The organism is Catenulispora yoronensis, from assembly GCF_039531695.1.
Lineage (GTDB): Bacteria > Actinomycetota > Actinomycetes > Streptomycetales > Catenulisporaceae > Catenulispora > Catenulispora yoronensis.
Genome location: NZ_BAAAQN010000001.1, coordinates 260,412 through 276,779, shown reverse-complemented (window position 1 = coordinate 276,779; position 16,368 = coordinate 260,412). Strand labels below are relative to the sequence as shown.

Below are 16,368 nucleotides of genomic sequence, written 5' to 3'. Positions count from 1 at the left end.
ACCGCGGCGCCGAAACCTGTTTTAGCCCATGTGGGGGCCGCCTCACGCCCCGGGATCAGCGGTGATCGGCGATTTCACGCCGGCCCGCCGACTCTCCAACTGGGCGGCGAAAGCGACACCGTAAAAGAGCGCTATCGCACTCAGATTGGCCCACAAAAGAAACGCCAGCACCGCGGTGAGCGGACCGTAGGTGGTGCTGAAAGTCGAGCTGCCGTTGATGTACCACGCCAGTGCGGCGGTCAGCGCCAGCCACAGCACCAGGGAGACGCCGGCGCCGAACATCAGCCAGGTCGCCGAGGGCTGGCGGCGGCGTGGGGCGCTGCGGAACAGGATGCCGGCCGAGATCAGGGCCAGCAGGACGCCGACCGGCCAGCGGGCGACGTTCCACGCGTTCGACCATCCCGGCGACCACCGGTACACCTCGGTCAGGGAACTGCCAAAGGACTGGCCGAACACCATTAGCGCCAGGCCGCAGGCGATCGGCACGCCGGCCAGGACGGCCCGCAACAGCGCGCCGCCGTACTTGGCGGGGAACGGCCGATCGCGTTGCACGCCGTAGATGCGGTTGGCGCCGCGCTCGATCTGTCCCATCGCCACCGTCAGCGACAACAGCGCGGCGGCCAGGCCCAGCCACACGGCCGCGCTTCCGCCGTCGCCGGCTCCCTGAAGCGCCTTCTCCACGGAGTCACGGCTGGCCGCGGGTGTGACTCGCTCGATCGTCCTCTGCAAAGCCTGGCCCCACCGGGCGTCATGCGCGGTCTGCGCCAGACCCACCAAGGCGATCAGGCCCGGCATGGCGGTCAACGCCATCTGGAGAGCCAGAGCCCTGGCGTGGCTGAAACCGTCGCCGTACCGAAGGCGCACGAACGCGTCCTTGGCCAGTCCGGCGCTTCCGGTGTGGCGCAACGTCCGCCAGGCGTCGTCCGCCGACAACTCCTCGCCGGACATGGTCCGGGTCTGCGGCACCCTCGTCGTGGTCGACATGGCTCGCTTCTGTCCCGATCGGCACGGATCATGCGCCGGTTTCGGCTTCCCGGCCTGGGCAATCGGGCCACCATGGAATCCGTCGCGGTCGTCGCCCATGAGGACAAACTCGCCACTCTGCCCGGAACCGACCCCCGGGAGCTGCTGCGCGCGGCGCTCGCGGCGCGGGGTGAGCCACCGCCGAGGTGCTACGCGACCACCGCGCGCGACTCCGGCGGTGAGGCGACGCGGGCCGCGCTGGCCGCCGGTGCGCGGCTGGTGGTCGTCTGCGGGGGTGACGGGACGGTGAGCGCCTGCGCCGCGGTGCTGGCCGGGACCGGGGTGCCGATGGCGGTGATCCCGGCCGGGACGGGGAATCTGGTGGCCGGGAACCTCGGGATCCCGAAGGACCCGGCGGCGGCGGTCGAGATCGCGCTCAACGGCGTCGACCGCCCGATCGACGTGGGGCGGATGACCGAAGGCGTGGTCGTCGGCATGGCCGGCCTGGGACTGGACGCCGCGATGGTGCAGGACGCCCCGCGCTCGCTCAAGCGGCGTCTGGGCTGGCCCGCCTATCTGGTCTCGCTGACCCGGCACCTGGCCGACCGGGGATTCACCATCGCTGTCGAGGTGGACGGCCACAGCACTCAGTACCGGCATGTGCGCGCCGTGGTCATCGGCAACTTGGGGGCCCTGCACGGCAGTCTGACGTTGTTCCCCGACGCGCAGGCCGACGACGGTGTGCTGCGGGTGGCCATCCTGGCTCCGCGCTCGCTGTTCGGCTGGCTGGTCGTCGCCACGCGGCTGCTGCGCAAGCGCGGCCGAAACGGCGGTTCCGTCCAGCGGCTGCACGGGCAGCGCATATTCATCAACGGCTCCCGGGAGCTGCGCCGGGAGTCCGACGGCGAAGCGCTCGCGGACGGTTTCGGGCTCGACGTCGTCGTGGAGCCCGCGGCCCTGATGGTGCGGTCGGACCGGAACCGCGACGGCGGCTGAGTCCGAGTTCTGACTTGGTGCTGTTTGTTTGACCGCCGGTGTCCCGGTCAAACGAAGACCTCCGAAGCTGGAACGTCCGAGCGAAGGAGCACCATCATGAACGATTCCTCTTCCCGCCGCGCCGGCGGCGGAGAACGATCCGGTCCGAGCTGGGGCCTGCCCTGGGCGCCGCCGGCGGAGCTGGACGAGCTGTTCGACCGCCTCGCCCGCTGGGCCGGCCGGTCGCCCGGCGGAGGCTCGCGCGGCCCCAGGTGGACGCCGGTCGTGGAGGAGGACGAGAACGCGGACGCCTGGTGGGTCCGCCTGGAGCTGCCCGGCATTCCGCGGGACCGGATCCAGGTCGAGATCGAGGGCCACCAGCTGTGCGTCCGCGGCGATCTGGAAGACGCCGGCGCGGGTCGGACGGGCCACTTGGCGCATCGCGCGGGAAGCTTCCTGTACCGGACCTCGCTGCCGGCCGACGCCGACCGCGACAACGTGCACGCCGATCTCGCTGACGGGATCCTGACCTTGACCGTGCCGCGAGTCGGCCCCGGACAGCGCAGGACGGTCACGATCAGCGGTCGGTCCGGAACGCCCGCGACCCCGTCCGCCGCCCCGTACGCCGCCTCCGGAACGCCGGCGACACCGCCCGGAGTGTCCGGGACACCCGGAAGCTCCGGAAACTCGGGAGTACCCGGAAGCTCCGCGATCCCGTCCGGAACGTCAGCGACCCCGTCCGGAACCTCCGCGACCCCGTCCGGCGACCGCCAGTCGGTGATCGTGGCGGGCGACGCGGGCAATCAGGATTCCGACACCGCACGACCGGATCGGCCGGGCGACCGCCCCTGAACCGCGGGGGCCGGGCCTGACTCCCGAGCCCACCATGCCCGCGATCGGGCTCCCACTATTTGCCGCTGGTCGACTGCGAAAGCCGACCGGCGGCAGTGCTCTGTCGCTCCTCGTCACCCCTCGGTGCGCGGGACCGTGCTGGCGGTGTCGAAGAAGAACGTATGGATGTTGTGGACCGCGGCGGTGAAGTCGTCCAGGTTGAACGGCTTCGCGACGTACGCGTTCGCATGCCGGGCGTACGCGCCCGTCACGTCGTCCGGCGCGTCGGACGTGCTGAGCACGACCACCGGGATAACCTTGAGCGCGGCGTCGGCCTTCAGCACCGCGAGCAGCTCGTGGCCGTTCATCCGCGGCATGTTCAGATCCATGACGATGAGGTCCGGGTGTGCGAACCTCGGGTCCTGGAGCCGTTGCAGCGCCTCCACCCCGTCCTCGACCCGGGTGATGACGTGCTGTCCGCGCTCCAGCAGCGCGTCCTTGATGAGAAGCGCGTCCGCGGCGTCGTCCTCGACGAGCAGGATGTCGTAGGCGCGCGGGCGCACCAGGGATCCGGTCGTCATGAGTCGGTCTCGTCGGACGGTTGGCGCGAGGTCTTGGCGGCGGTGACCAGTCCGGGCCAGCGGCGCCGGGCGCCCTGCCGGCTGATGTTGGTGGCCTGCCCGAGCTTGGGGTAGTCGGCACCGGCGAGCACCGCGCGCTCGGCCGCGGCGTTCTCTTGGCGGATCACCGCGCGGCGGACATGAGTCAGGGCATGGAGATGGGCGAGGGCGTCGCTCTCGGCCAGCTCGTCCGGGTGGCTCGACTCCGCCGACAACGGACGGAACGCTCGATGCGCCAGACGCTGCGCCAGATCCTGCACGGCGGCGTCGGCGAGTGCCGCGATCTCCTCCTCGGAGAGGACGACGACGAAGGGAGGGCCTGGCATGCTGCCAGCCTAACCCCCCGGACTGAGGCTCGACAACACTTGTTGTCGAGTTGGATGTATGGTGTGCCTGCCGCTCCCGCGAGGCTGCGGCGCCGGTCGCCGTGTGCTGGTGCGGGATCTCCAGCAACGGCGGGCGGACCGGGAAGGGTCTTTGTTAAGCGTGGGCGCAGGGGAGGGTGGACGCGGTGCCGAACTCGTCTGAGTCCGCGGTCCCGGCGGGCCGGGTCGTCGTGGCACCGGCGCCTGGGCGGTTTAACCTGACGACCCGGCAGTGGCTCTGGACCGCGGTCGCCTCGACACTCGCCGTGTTGTCGATCCTCGGGGCATTAGGCGTGTGGGTCTTCAACCTCAGCTCCGCCGACACCTCCGCCGTCGTGGACCGCCACACCCCGGCGCTCGTCCAGGCGGTGCGCCTGGAGACGGCGTTCATCAACCAGGAGACCGGCGTCCGCGGCTACGGCCTGTCCGGGAGGACGGATTTCCTTCAGCCGTACACCGACGGTCTCGCCCAGCAGGAAGCAGCGGCCGCGCAGCTCCGCAAGCTGTTCGCCGGCGATCCGAGGAACCTCGCGGAGCTCGACAAGCTCCTGGCCGACGCGGACGCCTGGCAGTCCTACTTCGCCCGGCCGACAGCCGCCGCCGCTCCGGATGTCGTGCAGGCGCTCACCGCGCAGCGCGTCACCAAGAGCAAGGCGCTTTTCGACACCGTGCGGGCCGACACCGCCGCACAGCAGGCGCATCTCCAGTCCGCGCGAGTCGCGGCCCGCCAAGCCCTGACGAACGTGAACGCGTTGCGTGACTGGGTCTTCGCGGCGATCGCCGTCGTGATCTTCGTGGTCGCGGTCCTGATCTTCGAGGGCCTGCGGCGCGGCGTCACGAGCCCGCTGGCCCAGCTGGCTGCGGACGCCCGGCAGGTCGCCGACGGCGACCTCGACCACCCGATCGCCGGAACCGGCCCGGCGGACCTGCGCCAGCTCGCGGACGACGTCGAAGGCATGCGGCGGCGTCTGCGCGACGAGCTCATGACCGTGGACGAGGGCCGCCGCCAGCTCGACGCGCAGACCGTCGAACTGCAACGTTCCAACGCGGAGCTGGAGCAGTTCGCCTACGTGGCCTCGCACGACCTCCAGGAGCCGCTGCGAAAAGTCGCCAGCTTCTGCCAGCTTCTTCAGCGCCGCTACGGCGGCCAGCTGGATGAACGCGCCGACCAGTACATCGAGTACGCCGTCGACGGCGCGAACCGGATGCAGACCCTGATCCAGGATCTCTTGGCATTCTCCCGCGTCGGCCGGACGCAGGAGCCCTATGACGACGTCGACCTCGAAGCCGTCTTCAACCGTGCGCTGGACTCCCTGAGCATCGCGGTGAGCGAGTCCGGAGCCGAGGTCACGCACGACGCGCTGCCCGTGGTCAGCGGTAACGCGACCCAGCTGGGCATGCTTTTCCAGAACCTGGTGGGCAACGCCATCAAGTTCCGCGACCCTGCTCGTCCGTCGCGCGTGCACGTCTCGGCGACCCGGACCCGCGACGGGGACGAAGGCGGAGTCGGGGCCGAAGACGGGGACGGTGCCGAAGGCATGTGGACCGTGGCGGTGTCGGACAACGGCATCGGGATCGGCAGCGAATACACCGACCGGGTCTTCACCATCTTCCAGCGCCTGCACCCCCGGGACGCCTACCCGGGCAACGGCATCGGACTGGCCGTCTGCCGCAAGATCGTGGAGTTCCACGGCGGCCGGATCGCGGTCGACCCCGAGTACGCGCCCGGAACACGGATCGTCTTCACGCTGCCCTCCGGGGCGGCCCTCGACGGCGAAACGTCGGATCTCCTCGCCGGCACCTTGGTCGAAAGCAGGGAAGAGAGCAGGGAAGTATGAGCGTCCCACTCGATGACGACCGCCTTCTGCACGACGCCTCCGACGACGACTACCGGATCCTCCTGGTCGAGGACGACGGCGGCGACGCCCTCCTGGTCCGGGAGATGCTGGCCGACACCGGGCTGCGCCACACCCTGCTGTGGGCGACGACGCTCGCCGACGCCCTGAAGCTGCTGCGCGGCGGGCGCACGGACTGCGTCCTGCTGGATCTCAACCTCCCCGACGCGTCCGGCCTGCCCTTCATGCGCGCGGTCCAGGCCGCGGACCCGGACGCCGCCATCATCGTGCTGACCGGCATGGCCGAATTCGGCAGCGGCGTCCCGGCCATGGCCAACGGTGCCCAGGACTACCTGGTCAAAGGTCAAGTCGACGCCGACATGCTGCAGCGCGCACTGCGCTATGCCGTCAACCGGAAGCACGCCGAGCGCGCCAACGCCGAACTCATCGAGAAACGCGTCCGCGCCGAGGAGAACGTCCGCCTGGAACGCGGCCTGCTGCCCGCTCCGCTGCTCACCAGCTCGGCGGTCACCGCCACCACGCGCTATCTGCCCAGCCGGGAACAGGCGCTGCTCGGCGGCGACTTCCTGGACATCGTCGAGACCGCCGACGGCATCGTGCACGCGATCATCGGCGACGTCTGCGGCCACGGTCCCGACGAGGCCGCGCTGGGCGTGTGCCTGCGGATCGCCTGGCGGACCCTGGTGCTCGCCGGCCACCGCGACGTCGAGCTGCTCGATCTCCTGGAGCAGGTCCTGGTCGCCGAACGCTCGCGCCCGGAGGTCTTCGCGACCTGCGCGACGATCTCGATCGACCTGGCCGCCGCCTCGGCGACGCTGTTCCTCGCCGGCCATCACGAACCCCTGCTGATGACGGCCGAGAAGGCCGAACCGGTGTCGGCCCGGCACGGCGCCGCCCTGGGCCTGGCCCCGGGCCAGCGGATCTGGCACCCCAGCGTGATCGACCTCGCCGACGCCAACGCGCTGCTGCTCTACACCGACGGCCTGATCGAGGGCCACGACGGCCCCGGCCGCCGCCGGCTCGGCGAGGCCGGGCTCGTCGACATCATCGCCACCGCCCCCGCGCTGGCGGCGAGTCCCTTTCTGGACCACCTGATCACGGTGGTGCGGACCCTGGATGCCGGCCGGCACGCCGACGACATCGCCATGCTGCACATCGCGTGGGATCACGCTGTGCAGCGGGGCGGCGCCGGAAACGGGCCGGTGCGCGCGGCCGGCGCGTCCCATCGCCGGACCGCCGGCGCCTCGATCGAGCACCGGGTCCGGAGCGGAGGGCGGCCATGACGGCGTCCCGGAGGCCTCACAGGCCCGGTACATCCCGAATATCCCGAAAATCCCTAATGCGCCGAATGCACCGAATACCCCGGATGTCCCGCCCCGCCGACGACTACCCGGCGGCGAACCGGGCCGCGTCGAACTCCACCCACACCTTCTTGCCTTCGGCGAGCTGCTCCACGCCCCACCGGTCGGTCAGCTTCGCGACGATGTACAGCCCGTGCCCGCCGATCACCCCCGGCCGGTGCGGCGAGCGCAGCTCCGGGGCGGACGCCTCGAAGTCGCTCACCTCCACCCGCAGGACCGCGTCGGACAGCAGGACGACGAGCTCCCGCGGACCCTTGCCGTGCAGGCAGGCGTTGGTCAGCAGCTCCGAGACGACCAGCACGGCGTCGGAAGCCGCGGAAGGCGCCGCGGCGGCGGGTACCGCCGGCCGCTGCCAGGCGGCCAGGGCCTCGCGGACGAAGTCGCGGCCGCGGCCGATGGGTTCCTGGACCCCGGTCAGCGGCAGCCGGAGCTCGGTGCGCCGGTCGTTGCCCGTCATGACGGCGACCTCGGGCAACCCGGTGCCGTCCATATCGGCGTACCACTGCTCGGTTCGGCGCACCAGCCGCCCGCGGCCCTCACGTCCTGCCCTGGGAGTCGTTCGGCCGAGCTGGCTCCCGGATGACGAAGATCGCGCCGGCGCCGGTGATCTCGAACACCCGCGTCACGGCCGGCGACAGCGACGCCAGTTCCAGGGCGAGGCCCGCCGACTCGGCCCGGGTCCGGAGCGTCAGGAGCAGGTTGAGGCCGGAGGAGTCGAAGAACTCCACCGCCCGGAGATCGACGACCAGCGGCGAGACGCCGGAGTCGATGACCTCCTCCAACGCCGGCCGCAGGGCCTCCACGGCGGCCCAGTCGACGTCGCCCCGCAGCCGGCACCAGGCCTGGTCCGCGGGCGTGCGCTCAAGGGTGGCCGTCAGGCGCCCGGGAATCGCGACCAGGACCATGCCGCTATCGTGGCTTTCGAGGCGCTCGTCCTCAGCCATACACCAGACACCTTTCCGTCCGGATTCATCACGGAATGCAAATACCACCGCCACCCCGGCTTCGCTGTCGGATCCGGCACGGTCATACCCCGATACCTCGTTCGCAACTTCATAAACGAACCAGCACCTTAGGAGACAACGGTGGCAGACAACATATCGAAGCGGCTTCTGGAGCTGCTCTCGGCCAAGAACGACGAGGTGATCGCCGCTTGGACGACGAACGTGGCCACTTCGTTGCAGGGCCGGGTGAGCCGGGCGGAGCTGGACCGTGAGCTGCGGGAGCTGTACGGCGCGTTCGTGACGGCGCTCGCCCAGGGCGGTTCGACCACGAGCGGCGAGGAATTCGCCGAGGTGCGGGCGCTGCTGGCCGAGCTGTCCCGGGCCCGGGCCCGGCAGGGCTTCAGCCCGACGGAGACGGCGCTGAGCGTCTTCGCGCTCAAGTCCGCCCTCGAATCGTTGCTGCTCGCCGACCTGGACGCCGAGGATCTGCGGGCCTACCTGCAGCTCTCCAGGACGCTGGACGACCTCGGCCTGTTCACCTTCGAGAGCTACACCAGGGTGCGCGAGGAGGTGATCAGCAGCCAGGCCGAGCAGCTCATGGAGCTGGCCACCCCGGTGGTCAAGCTGTGGGACGGGGTGATCGCGGTGCCGCTGGTCGGCACCCTGGACTCGGCCCGGACCCAGGTGGTGATGGAGAAGATGCTCCAGGCCCTCATCGACACCGGCTCCGAGCAGGCCATCATCGACATCACCGGGGTCCCGGCGGTCGACACGCAGGTCGCGCAGCACCTGCTCAAGACGGTCGTCGCGGCGCGCCTGATGGGCGCGGAGTGCACCGTGTCGGGCATCCGGCCGCAGATCGCGCAGACGATCGTCGCGCTGGGCATCGACTTCGGCGACATCGTGACGAAGGCGACCCTGGCCGACGCGCTGCGGCACGCCCTCAAGCAGGCCGGCACCGACCTCGGCGGCCAGGGCGGCCAGGGCGGCCGGACCCGATGAGCGATCGGATACCGATCCTGCGGATCGGCGACGTGCTGCTCGCCTCGATCCAGACGGACCTCGACGACGAGGCCGTCATGGCGCTGCAGGACGAGCTCGGCAACCGCATCGTCGAGTCCGGGGCGCACGGCGTGGTGATCGACATCACGGCCGTGGAGATCGTCGACTCCTTCGTGGGCCGGATGATCGCGACCATCGCCACGGTCGCGCGGATGCTCGACGCCGAGACCGTCGTGGTCGGCATGCGCCCGGCGGTCGCCATCACCCTCGTCGAACTCGGGCTGTCGCTCGGCGGCGTGCGCACCGCCCTGAACCTGGAGATGGGCCTGCGGGCCCTGGAGCGCCTGCGGGCCGGCCGGGACGCGGGTGCGGAGCAGGAGCGAGGGTGAGCTCCGACACGGCGTCCCGGACCCAGACGATCACCTCGAACGACGACGTGGTCCGGGCCCGCCAACTGGTCCGCAACCTCGCCCAGGAGTGCCGGCTGTCGCTGGTCGACCAGACCAAGCTGGTGACCGCGGTGAGCGAGCTGGCTCGCAACACCCTGATCCACGGGGGCGGCGGGACCATGGCGGCGGACTTCACGCAGGAGGGCGCCCGCCGGGGCCTGCGGGTCCGGTTCGAGGACTCCGGGCCCGGGATCCCGGACCTGCAGCAGGCCCTGACCGACGGCTGGACCTCCGGCGACGGCCTGGGCCTGGGGTTGAGCGGCTCGCGCCGGCTGGTCGACCACTTCGACATCGTCACCGCCCCGGGCGAGGGCACGACGGTCACGATCACGAAGTGGGCGCGATGACCCCTCCGCTCCTGGAATCGGAGGACGTCGCCTGGTTCCGTGACGAGCCGGCCTCGGCCCGGGGCGCGGCGGCCGCGCTCGGCCGCCGCATCGGGCTGGACGAGCAGCGGTCCTCCGAGGTCGCGCTCGCCGCGTCCGAGGTGGCCACCAACCTCGGCAAGCACGCGGTGGACGGCGCGATCCTGCTGCGGGTGATCCGGACCGAGGAGCACGCCGGCATCGAGTTCCTGGCCATCGACCACGGTCCCGGGATGCAGGACGTCGCGGAGTCCCTGCGCGACGGGGTCTCCTCGGCCGGCAGCCTGGGGATCGGGCTGGGCGCGGTGATCCGGCTCGCCGACGCCTTCGACATCCACACGCTGCCGACCCGGGGGACGGTGCTCTGGGCCCGGTTCTGGCCGCGGACGCACAACGGCGTCGGTCCCGCCGTCGTTCTCAGCGAACCGACCGTGGCCGGGGTCACCAGGCCGATCACCGGCGAGGAGGTCTGTGGCGACTCGTGGGCGACGCGGCTCGACTCCGGTGCGCCGGTCGGCGCGGTCGCGGCCCGGCAGTCGAGTGCCGTCGGCGTCGGCGCGGCTTCGGCTGCGTCGGGTTCGGGCAGCTCGGGTTCAGGCAGCTCGGGTTCGGGTGCCGCGATACCGGGTGCCGGGGGCTTGGCTGCCCCGGGTCTCACTGCCTCCGGCCCCGGCACCCCGGCCGGGCTTCGGAGAAGGTCGCCGCAATGGGCCGCGACGGCGGGCCGGTCGCAGCGCGTCGGCGACGACCCGGCGGTGCTGATCATGCTGTGCGACGGTCTCGGGCACGGTCCCCTCGCCGCCGTCGCGGCGGACACCGCGGTCCGGGCGTTCCGCAACGGCGTGGGACGGCATCCGGAGGACATCCTCCAGGAGATCCACCAAGCTCTGCGAGGAACCCGCGGCGCGGCGGTGGCCGTGGCGCGGATCGAACCCTCGGCGGGTCGGCTGCTGTACTGCGGGGTCGGCAACATCGTGGGAGCGCTCGTGGACACCGAAGGCCGATGGGGGCTGCTCAGCCAGCCCGGGATCGTCGGCCTCCAGATGCATCGGCTGCGCACCTTCGAGTACCAGCTGCCGCCGCACGGGGCCCTGGCCATGCACTCCGACGGGCTGTCGGACCGCTGGAGCGTCCAGGCCCTGCCCGGGCTGCTGCACCACGCGCCCATCGTCATCGCGGGCCAGCTGCTCCGCGAGGTCGGCACGCGCCGGGACGACGCGGGCATCGTCGTGGCCAAGGGGCTGTGGTGAGCGCGGCGAACCCGGCGAACCCGGCGAACCCGGGGAACCCGGCGGGTCCGGGGAGCCCGGGCGGTGAGGCGTCCGAGAGCATCCTGACGGTCACCGTCGCCTCCGAACAGGACATCTTCGCGCTGCGCCGCTACGGCCGGGCCGCCGCCGACGGGGCGGGTCTGGAGAACCTCGACCAGGTCCGGCTCGCCACCGCGCTCAGCGAGCTCGGTCGGGACCTGCTGCGCAGAGCGCCCCTGTCCGTGGATTTCAGCCTCGTGAAGCTGGCCGTCCCGATCCTGCGGGTCAGGCTCCTGTGGACCGACGGCCGGGTTCCGAGCCCGGCGGCGCTCAGCGCGGCGGCCCGGTTGATCGCGCGCGTGGAGCACATCGTGGGCGAGGTCGAGGGGCAAGGGAGTGTGGTCATCGAACACGTGCTGCCCCGGGACGCATCGGGGTCGGGGCCGGTCGCCCCCCAGCCGACGGCCGGTCCGCTGGCCGAGCGGATCCGGTCGGCCGTGACGGCGGCGGCGGCCAGCCGGGAGGACGAGCGCGGAGCCCAGACCCAGGACCTGATAGCAGCCCTCGAAGACTCCAAGGCCCGCAGCGAGGAACTGGAGCGGCTCAACGTCGAACTGATGGAGACCAACACCGGAGTCCTCGCGGTCTACACCGAGCTGTCGGAGGAGCTCGAACAGACCAACAGGGGCGTGGTCGCGCTCTACGCGGAGCTGGAGGAGAAAGGCCGCCTGCTCCGGGAAGCGAGCGAGTCCAAGACGCGGCTGTGGTCGAACGTCAGCCACGAGCTGCGCACGCCGCTGAACTCCGTCATCGGGCTCAGCCGCCTGCTCCTGGATCCGGACTCCGAGCCGCTCACCGCCGCGCAGCAGCGCCAGGTGGCGCTGGTCGCCAGCGCGGGCAGCACGCTGCTGGCCCTGGTCGACGAACTCCTGGACGTGGCCAAGGCCGAGGCCGGCCGCATGCAGCCCAACCTCGCTCCCGTCGACCTGCGGGCCGTGTTCGCCCAGCTGCGCGGCGTCCTGGCGGCCACGGCGCCCGGCGACGGCGTCGCCCTGCGGATCCCGGACGACGAGGATCTCCCGGGCCTGGTGACCGACGAGGCCATGCTGATCAGGATTCTGCGGAACCTGCTGTCCAACGGGCTGAAGTTCACGCAGCACGGCGAGGTGCGGCTGGGCGTTGGCCGGGATCCGGCGGAGGACCGCCTGGTCTTCGAGGTCCGCGACACCGGAGTGGGCGTGCCGGAGGACCAGCAGGCGGCGGTGTTCGAGGAGTTCTACCAGGTGCCTGGTCCGCACCAGCGCGGCCACACCGGCACCGGTCTGGGCCTGCCCTACGCGCGCCGCCTGGCCGAGCTGCTCGGCGGATCGCTGACGCTGGAGAGCACTCCGGGCGAGGGGACCTGCGTCACCCTCCGGCTGCCGACGGCCCCGACGGCGCAGTCGGCGCAGTCGGCGCCGCGCCGGCTCGACGTCCTGGTCACGATCGACGACGATCCCGGCTTCCACGACCTGTGCCGCCAGGAGCTGGCCGTGCTGGCCGACCGGGTCGTCGAGGTCTGCGATCCCCGGCTGGCGGTCGAGACGGTGGCCCGGGAGCGGCCGGGAGCCGTCCTGGTCGATCTGCACATGCCGGAGATGGACGGATACGCGGTCCTGGCCGCGCTCGACAGCGATCCCGCGCTGCGGGCCGTGCCGGTCGTCCTGGTCACCTCGGCCGATCCCGCGCTCGTCGACACCGAGCGGCTTCTGCACGCGACCGGCGTGCTGTCGAAGTCCCGGCTGACGGCCCGGGCAGTGGCGGCCGCGCTGTTCCCCGAGTCCGGCGCGGCCCCCGAGACGGGCACCGGCCCCGGCGGAGAGCGGGCATGACCCGCCCGGCCTCGGCCGACGAAGCACCCGCCCTGGTCCTGGTCGTCGACGACAATCCCGCGAGCCGCTATCTGATCGGCACGTGGCTCACGCGGGCCGGCCACACCGTGATCGAGGCGGCCGACGGAACCGAGGCGCTGGCGCTGCTCGCGGCCGACCGGACCGACCAGGCCGACCTGCCGGAGCTGGCGGTGGTGGACGTGCGGCTGCCCGACATGAGCGGCTTCGAGGTCTGCGAGAGGATCAAGGCCGATCCCCGGACCGCCGGCCTGCCGGTGATCCACATCTCGGCGACGGCCGTCGCCACCGCCGACCGCACCCAGGGCCTGGACCGCGGCGCCGACGCCTACCTGACCGAGCCGATCGCTCCCAGCGAGCTGGTCTCCACGGTGGCCGCCGTCATGCGTTATGCCCGGGCGCGCTCGCGCGCCGAGCGCCTGGCGTCCCACCTGGCGACGCTGAACCAGGCGACGCTTGATGTGTACGCGGCCCAGGACGGTCTGTCCTTCCGGATGGCGGCCGCCGCCGGGGCTGCGGCCCTGGTCCAGGGCACCGCTGTGGTGATCGCTCATTCGGCCGACAGCGAGTCCGTCTACGCGGACACCGCCTCGCCGGACGGTCCGACGACCTCGGACACGGTGACGCTCGGCCTGCTCGACCGCCTGACGCGGGGCCTGCCCGACAAGGTCGGCATGGGGACCTGCGAGGTCTCGGCGGAGACGCGATCGGCCCCGGCCCTGGAGCGGCTGCGGGCCGGCAAACTCGCCTTGTTCACGGCCAGGACCCAGCGCACCCGCCCGGCGTTCTGCATCGCCGTGGGTGCGGATTCGCTGCGTGCCGCCGAGGACGCCCGGTTGCTGACGCAGTTCGCACAGGCCTGCGCTCTGGCGCTGGAGGCTTTGCGGAGCTTCAGCGAGGAGCACGAACTGGTTCTGACGCTCCAGCGGGCGTTCCTTCCCGATCTCCCCGATCTGCCCGGCGTCGATATGGCGGTCCGCTACCTCCCGGCGGCCACCGGGAGCGAGATCGGTGGCGACTTCTATGAGGCGGTCGACACACCCGACGGGCTGATCCTCGCTGTGGGAGACGTGGCTGGGCACTCGCTCCAGGCCGCGATCGTCATGGGCGAACTTCGGCACGCACTGCGTGTCTACGCGATCGAGGGCCACGGCCTCAAGGCCCTCTTGGAGCATCTCGACAACGTGATGTGCCGCGAGCGGCCGGGCTGGACGGCGACGCTGTGCTTGCTGCGGCTGGAACCGGGGACGGGGCGGCTGGAGGTCGCCAACGCGGGCCACCTGCCGCCGCTGCTGCTCGACCCCGGCGGCGGTTCGCGGTTCGTGACCGAGCACGGGCCGCTTCTGGGCACCGGCGTGCCGATCCGCTGGGGATCCCACTACGTCGACATCGCGGCGGAAACCCGCATTCTGATGGTGACGGACGGACTCATCGAGGTCCGCGGGGTCGACCTGGCCGACAGCCTCCAGCAGCTGCGGGCGGCGGCGGTCGCCGGGCCCGCGAGTCCCGGGGCGCTCTGCGACCACCTGCTGGAGGTCTTCGGTCGAGACCATGACGACGACGTCGTGATCCTCGGCGCCCGCGTAGGGGATTTCGGAAGTCAGGGCGTGTCCCCGTTTGAAACGGCGGCGCCGGGTCAACCTGCGGTAGACGCCGCGACCTTGACGTCCGGCGGCCCCGTCCAGCCTGGTCGTCATTTCCAGCATGGAATGCCCTCGAACAGCACGCCTTGAACGATGCCATCGACAACCAACGGAGAGCTTCCATGACCGGATTCTCGTGCCAGGCCAGCGTTGACGACTCACAGACCGTGGTCGCGGTGAGCGGAGATGTCGACCTCGCCGTGGTCGACGTCTTCTGGGAGACGCTGGACACGCACCTCGACACCGGGCGCGTTGTGGTCCTCGACTGCTCCCGGGTGGAGTTCCTCGACTCCATGGGACTGCGGATCCTGGTCAAGGCTTCGCAGAAGGCGAACGAGGTCGGCGCCACTTTCCGTCTCGGGGAGTGCTCGCCGGCCGTTCAGCGGGTCCTGGACCTGGCCGGCTTCGCTGAGGCCTTCTCGACGGATTCCCAGTAGTTCGTAGTAGTTCGCAGTAGTTCGTAGTCGGTGCCGAAGTAAGGACGTAAGGACGGCGACGGCAGGACCGTCGCCGGCTCCACGTCCTTTACACCTACCGTCGCATCAACATCAGAACGATGACGATGATGAGCACCAGAACAATCGCGCCGACGCTGATATACATGCGGATCTCCTCGGTAGTTGTTCGTTCTTCGTTCTTCGCTTGGACCGGCGCCTTCTTGCCGTGAAAGCACTGAGTAAACCTCGCTGTACGCAATAAGAACCGCGTTGTTCTCCGAACGCGGCGGTCGGTCCTACTCGTCCACGACGACGGTGTCGCGGGATCCGCCCAGGCCGGCGGCGATGCACAGGACCGAGCCGGCGAGCGCGAGCCACATACCGATCTGCAGGCCGTGGTCGCTCGACCGCTGCACCTCGATGACGAACAACACCAAGCCGACGACCCCGACCGCTCCGGCCAGGCGCGTCAGCCACCCGCTGGCGTCGGCCAGGCCCAGGACGGCGACCAGCCCGACGAGGATGGACACGCCGCCGACGGACTGGACGAGGTCGGTCGTGCTGCCGAACGCGCTGTCATAAAGGGCGCGCCAGGAGATGTGGGTGCCCTGCACGTTCCGCGTCCAGTCCATGAACGCTCCGCCGATCAGCCCCGCCGCGCCGAGCGCGGTGAGCAGGAGTCTGGACGTCACTCCGGTCGATCTGGTGCGCGTCATCGATGAATGGATCACCATGGGGTGTCACCTCCGCGCGGCGCCCACAAGGCCGCGAAGGATCCTCCTCCGGGCTGGCACCGCCCTGACCGGTTGACCCACCAGCACATATCGAAACGGTCTCATCGATTCCGGAATCGGCTCCGCGGAGCACGGCCAACCGTCGTTTGACTCGCGATCCGAGGGGTAGCCGCGATCGGCATACGGACAGAATCCAGGAGGGGCCATGGGCTGGTGGCAGGACAGGGCAAGAAAGGCCGCGTACGCGCGCCTGACGGCGCAGGTCGCGGATCGGGAAGCCGTCCGCGCGGCGGAGGAAGTACTGGGTGCCGCCTGGATGCGGCAGCTGACGCAGGCTGAACAAGAGATCGCCGGCGAGCAGAAGATCTTCACGCATATGCGGGACACCGCTTATGACGTCTACCGCGCGTCCGGCGGCACGCCCGGCGGCGAGAACACAGGCGAGACCTACCAGAGGCTCGCGGTGTCCCAGCAAGACCTGCAACGCATCCGCGACCGGCGCAGCACCCTCGAACGCTTCGCAGCCAACGAACGTGCGTCATGGGCGTCGGCCGTGAGCGCGCGGGCCCTGGAGGCGGTCGAGGACCAGGAACAGCTCGGCGAGGCCGAGCGGGCCGCGCGCAGTCGATCCTGATACGGCCGTCGGTCCGCGTCCGCGCTGGTGTACGGCGGGGCCGGCGTCTG

At 71.1% G+C, this 16,368-nt stretch carries 18 protein-coding genes; 12 read left to right on the top strand and 6 right to left on the bottom strand.

Going from position 1 to position 16,368, the window contains the following annotated elements:
* Positions 1 to 42 precede the first annotated feature (42 nt).
* A complete protein-coding gene (locus ABD481_RS00925) occupies positions 43 to 984 on the bottom strand; it encodes a YihY/virulence factor BrkB family protein (RefSeq protein WP_344663514.1) in 942 nt (313 codons plus the stop codon).
* 72 nt (positions 985 to 1,056) lie between these two features.
* Here ABD481_RS00925 and ABD481_RS00920 point away from each other — a divergent pair, with 72 nt between their 5' ends.
* Together ABD481_RS00920 and ABD481_RS00915 are read left to right on the top strand one after the other, a co-directional pair.
* Entirely contained in the window at positions 1,057 to 1,959 is a 903-nt protein-coding gene (locus ABD481_RS00920; protein WP_344663513.1) for a diacylglycerol/lipid kinase family protein, read from the top strand.
* 96 nt (positions 1,960 to 2,055) lie between these two features.
* Positions 2,056 to 2,790 carry an Hsp20 family protein gene (locus tag ABD481_RS00915; protein WP_344663512.1) on the top strand — a complete coding sequence of 245 codons (735 nt, stop codon included), beginning with the start codon at positions 2,056 to 2,058 and terminating at the stop codon, positions 2,788 to 2,790.
* A 113-nt stretch (positions 2,791 to 2,903) separates the two neighbouring features.
* On the opposite strand, the gene ABD481_RS00910 is transcribed toward ABD481_RS00915, so the two are convergent.
* Positions 2,904 to 3,350: a response regulator gene (locus ABD481_RS00910; RefSeq protein ID WP_344663511.1), complete on the bottom strand. Its 447-nt coding sequence runs from the start codon at positions 3,348 to 3,350 to the stop codon at positions 2,904 to 2,906.
* Entirely contained in the window at positions 3,347 to 3,715 is a 369-nt protein-coding gene (locus ABD481_RS00905; RefSeq protein WP_344663510.1) for a hypothetical protein, read from the bottom strand. The genes ABD481_RS00910 and ABD481_RS00905 overlap by 4 nt, the downstream gene beginning before the upstream one ends.
* A gap of 185 nt (positions 3,716 to 3,900) precedes the next feature.
* Between ABD481_RS00905 and ABD481_RS00900 the strand changes: the two genes are divergently transcribed.
* Together ABD481_RS00900 and ABD481_RS00895 are read left to right on the top strand one after the other, a co-directional pair.
* Positions 3,901 to 5,592 carry a sensor histidine kinase gene (locus ABD481_RS00900; protein ID WP_344663509.1) on the top strand — a complete coding sequence of 564 codons (1,692 nt, stop codon included), beginning with the start codon at positions 3,901 to 3,903 and terminating at the stop codon, positions 5,590 to 5,592.
* Positions 5,589 to 6,893, top strand: a complete 1,305-nt coding sequence (locus tag ABD481_RS00895; RefSeq protein ID WP_344663508.1) for a PP2C family protein-serine/threonine phosphatase — start codon at positions 5,589 to 5,591, stop codon at positions 6,891 to 6,893. The genes ABD481_RS00900 and ABD481_RS00895 overlap by 4 nt, the downstream gene beginning before the upstream one ends.
* A gap of 103 nt (positions 6,894 to 6,996) precedes the next feature.
* On the opposite strand, the gene ABD481_RS00890 is transcribed toward ABD481_RS00895, so the two are convergent.
* Entirely contained in the window at positions 6,997 to 7,491 is a 495-nt protein-coding gene (locus tag ABD481_RS00890; protein WP_344663507.1) for an ATP-binding protein, read from the bottom strand.
* 16 nt (positions 7,492 to 7,507) lie between these two features.
* Positions 7,508 to 7,915, bottom strand: a complete 408-nt coding sequence (locus ABD481_RS00885; RefSeq protein ID WP_344663506.1) for an STAS domain-containing protein — start codon at positions 7,913 to 7,915, stop codon at positions 7,508 to 7,510.
* Between the two features lie 141 nt (positions 7,916 to 8,056).
* On the opposite strand from ABD481_RS00885, the gene ABD481_RS00880 reads away from it, so the two are divergent.
* From ABD481_RS00880 to ABD481_RS00850, 7 genes are read left to right on the top strand one after another with little or no spacing between them, the layout of a single operon-like run.
* Positions 8,057 to 8,917 (top strand): STAS domain-containing protein, encoded by an 861-nt coding sequence (locus ABD481_RS00880; RefSeq protein ID WP_344663505.1) that lies wholly within the window; start codon positions 8,057 to 8,059, stop codon positions 8,915 to 8,917.
* On the top strand, positions 8,914 to 9,306 hold the full coding sequence (locus ABD481_RS00875; protein WP_344663504.1) for an STAS domain-containing protein: 393 nt from the start codon (positions 8,914 to 8,916) through the stop codon (positions 9,304 to 9,306). The genes ABD481_RS00880 and ABD481_RS00875 overlap by 4 nt, the downstream gene beginning before the upstream one ends.
* The gene (locus ABD481_RS00870) at positions 9,303 to 9,713 is read left to right on the top strand and encodes an anti-sigma regulatory factor (protein WP_344663503.1); all 411 of its coding nucleotides are present in this window, start codon (positions 9,303 to 9,305) and stop codon (positions 9,711 to 9,713) included. The genes ABD481_RS00875 and ABD481_RS00870 overlap by 4 nt, the downstream gene beginning before the upstream one ends.
* Complete coding sequence (locus ABD481_RS00865; protein ID WP_344663502.1) at positions 9,701 to 10,981, top strand: ATP-binding protein; 1,281 nt, start codon at positions 9,701 to 9,703, stop codon at positions 10,979 to 10,981. The genes ABD481_RS00870 and ABD481_RS00865 overlap by 13 nt, the downstream gene beginning before the upstream one ends.
* A complete protein-coding gene (locus tag ABD481_RS00860) occupies positions 10,978 to 12,852 on the top strand; it encodes an ATP-binding response regulator (protein WP_344663501.1) in 1,875 nt (624 codons plus the stop codon). The genes ABD481_RS00865 and ABD481_RS00860 overlap by 4 nt, the downstream gene beginning before the upstream one ends.
* Positions 12,849 to 14,603 (top strand): SpoIIE family protein phosphatase, encoded by a 1,755-nt coding sequence (locus ABD481_RS00855; protein WP_344663500.1) that lies wholly within the window; start codon positions 12,849 to 12,851, stop codon positions 14,601 to 14,603. Before ABD481_RS00860 ends, ABD481_RS00855 begins: the two co-directional genes overlap by 4 nt.
* A gap of 32 nt (positions 14,604 to 14,635) precedes the next feature.
* A complete protein-coding gene (locus ABD481_RS00850) occupies positions 14,636 to 14,950 on the top strand; it encodes an STAS domain-containing protein (protein ID WP_344663499.1) in 315 nt (104 codons plus the stop codon).
* Positions 14,951 to 15,246: 296 nt separating this feature from the next.
* Here the strand turns inward: ABD481_RS00850 and ABD481_RS00845 are convergent, their stop codons facing one another.
* Positions 15,247 to 15,666: a sugar:proton symporter gene (locus ABD481_RS00845; protein WP_344663498.1), complete on the bottom strand. Its 420-nt coding sequence runs from the start codon at positions 15,664 to 15,666 to the stop codon at positions 15,247 to 15,249.
* A 223-nt stretch (positions 15,667 to 15,889) separates the two neighbouring features.
* Here ABD481_RS00845 and ABD481_RS00840 point away from each other — a divergent pair, with 223 nt between their 5' ends.
* Positions 15,890 to 16,318, top strand: coding sequence for a hypothetical protein (locus ABD481_RS00840; RefSeq protein ID WP_344663497.1), 429 nt, complete (start codon positions 15,890 to 15,892; stop codon positions 16,316 to 16,318).
* Positions 16,319 to 16,368 lie beyond the last annotated feature (50 nt).

Coding starts and splice junctions, on each gene's coding strand:
- ABD481_RS00925 (WP_344663514.1), bottom strand. CDS start 984: ATGTCGACCACGACGAGGGTGCCGCAGACCCGGACCATGTCCGGCGAG.
- ABD481_RS00920 (WP_344663513.1), top strand. CDS start 1,057: ATGGAATCCGTCGCGGTCGTCGCCCATGAGGACAAACTCGCCACTCTG.
- ABD481_RS00915 (WP_344663512.1), top strand. CDS start 2,056: ATGAACGATTCCTCTTCCCGCCGCGCCGGCGGCGGAGAACGATCCGGT.
- ABD481_RS00910 (WP_344663511.1), bottom strand. CDS start 3,350: ATGACGACCGGATCCCTGGTGCGCCCGCGCGCCTACGACATCCTGCTC.
- ABD481_RS00905 (WP_344663510.1), bottom strand. CDS start 3,715: ATGCCAGGCCCTCCCTTCGTCGTCGTCCTCTCCGAGGAGGAGATCGCG.
- ABD481_RS00895 (WP_344663508.1), top strand. CDS start 5,589: ATGAGCGTCCCACTCGATGACGACCGCCTTCTGCACGACGCCTCCGAC.
- ABD481_RS00885 (WP_344663506.1), bottom strand. CDS start 7,915: ATGGCTGAGGACGAGCGCCTCGAAAGCCACGATAGCGGCATGGTCCTG.
- ABD481_RS00875 (WP_344663504.1), top strand. CDS start 8,914: ATGAGCGATCGGATACCGATCCTGCGGATCGGCGACGTGCTGCTCGCC.
- ABD481_RS00855 (WP_344663500.1), top strand. CDS start 12,849: ATGACCCGCCCGGCCTCGGCCGACGAAGCACCCGCCCTGGTCCTGGTC.
- ABD481_RS00850 (WP_344663499.1), top strand. CDS start 14,636: ATGACCGGATTCTCGTGCCAGGCCAGCGTTGACGACTCACAGACCGTG.
- ABD481_RS00845 (WP_344663498.1), bottom strand. CDS start 15,666: ATGACGCGCACCAGATCGACCGGAGTGACGTCCAGACTCCTGCTCACC.
- ABD481_RS00840 (WP_344663497.1), top strand. CDS start 15,890: ATGGGCTGGTGGCAGGACAGGGCAAGAAAGGCCGCGTACGCGCGCCTG.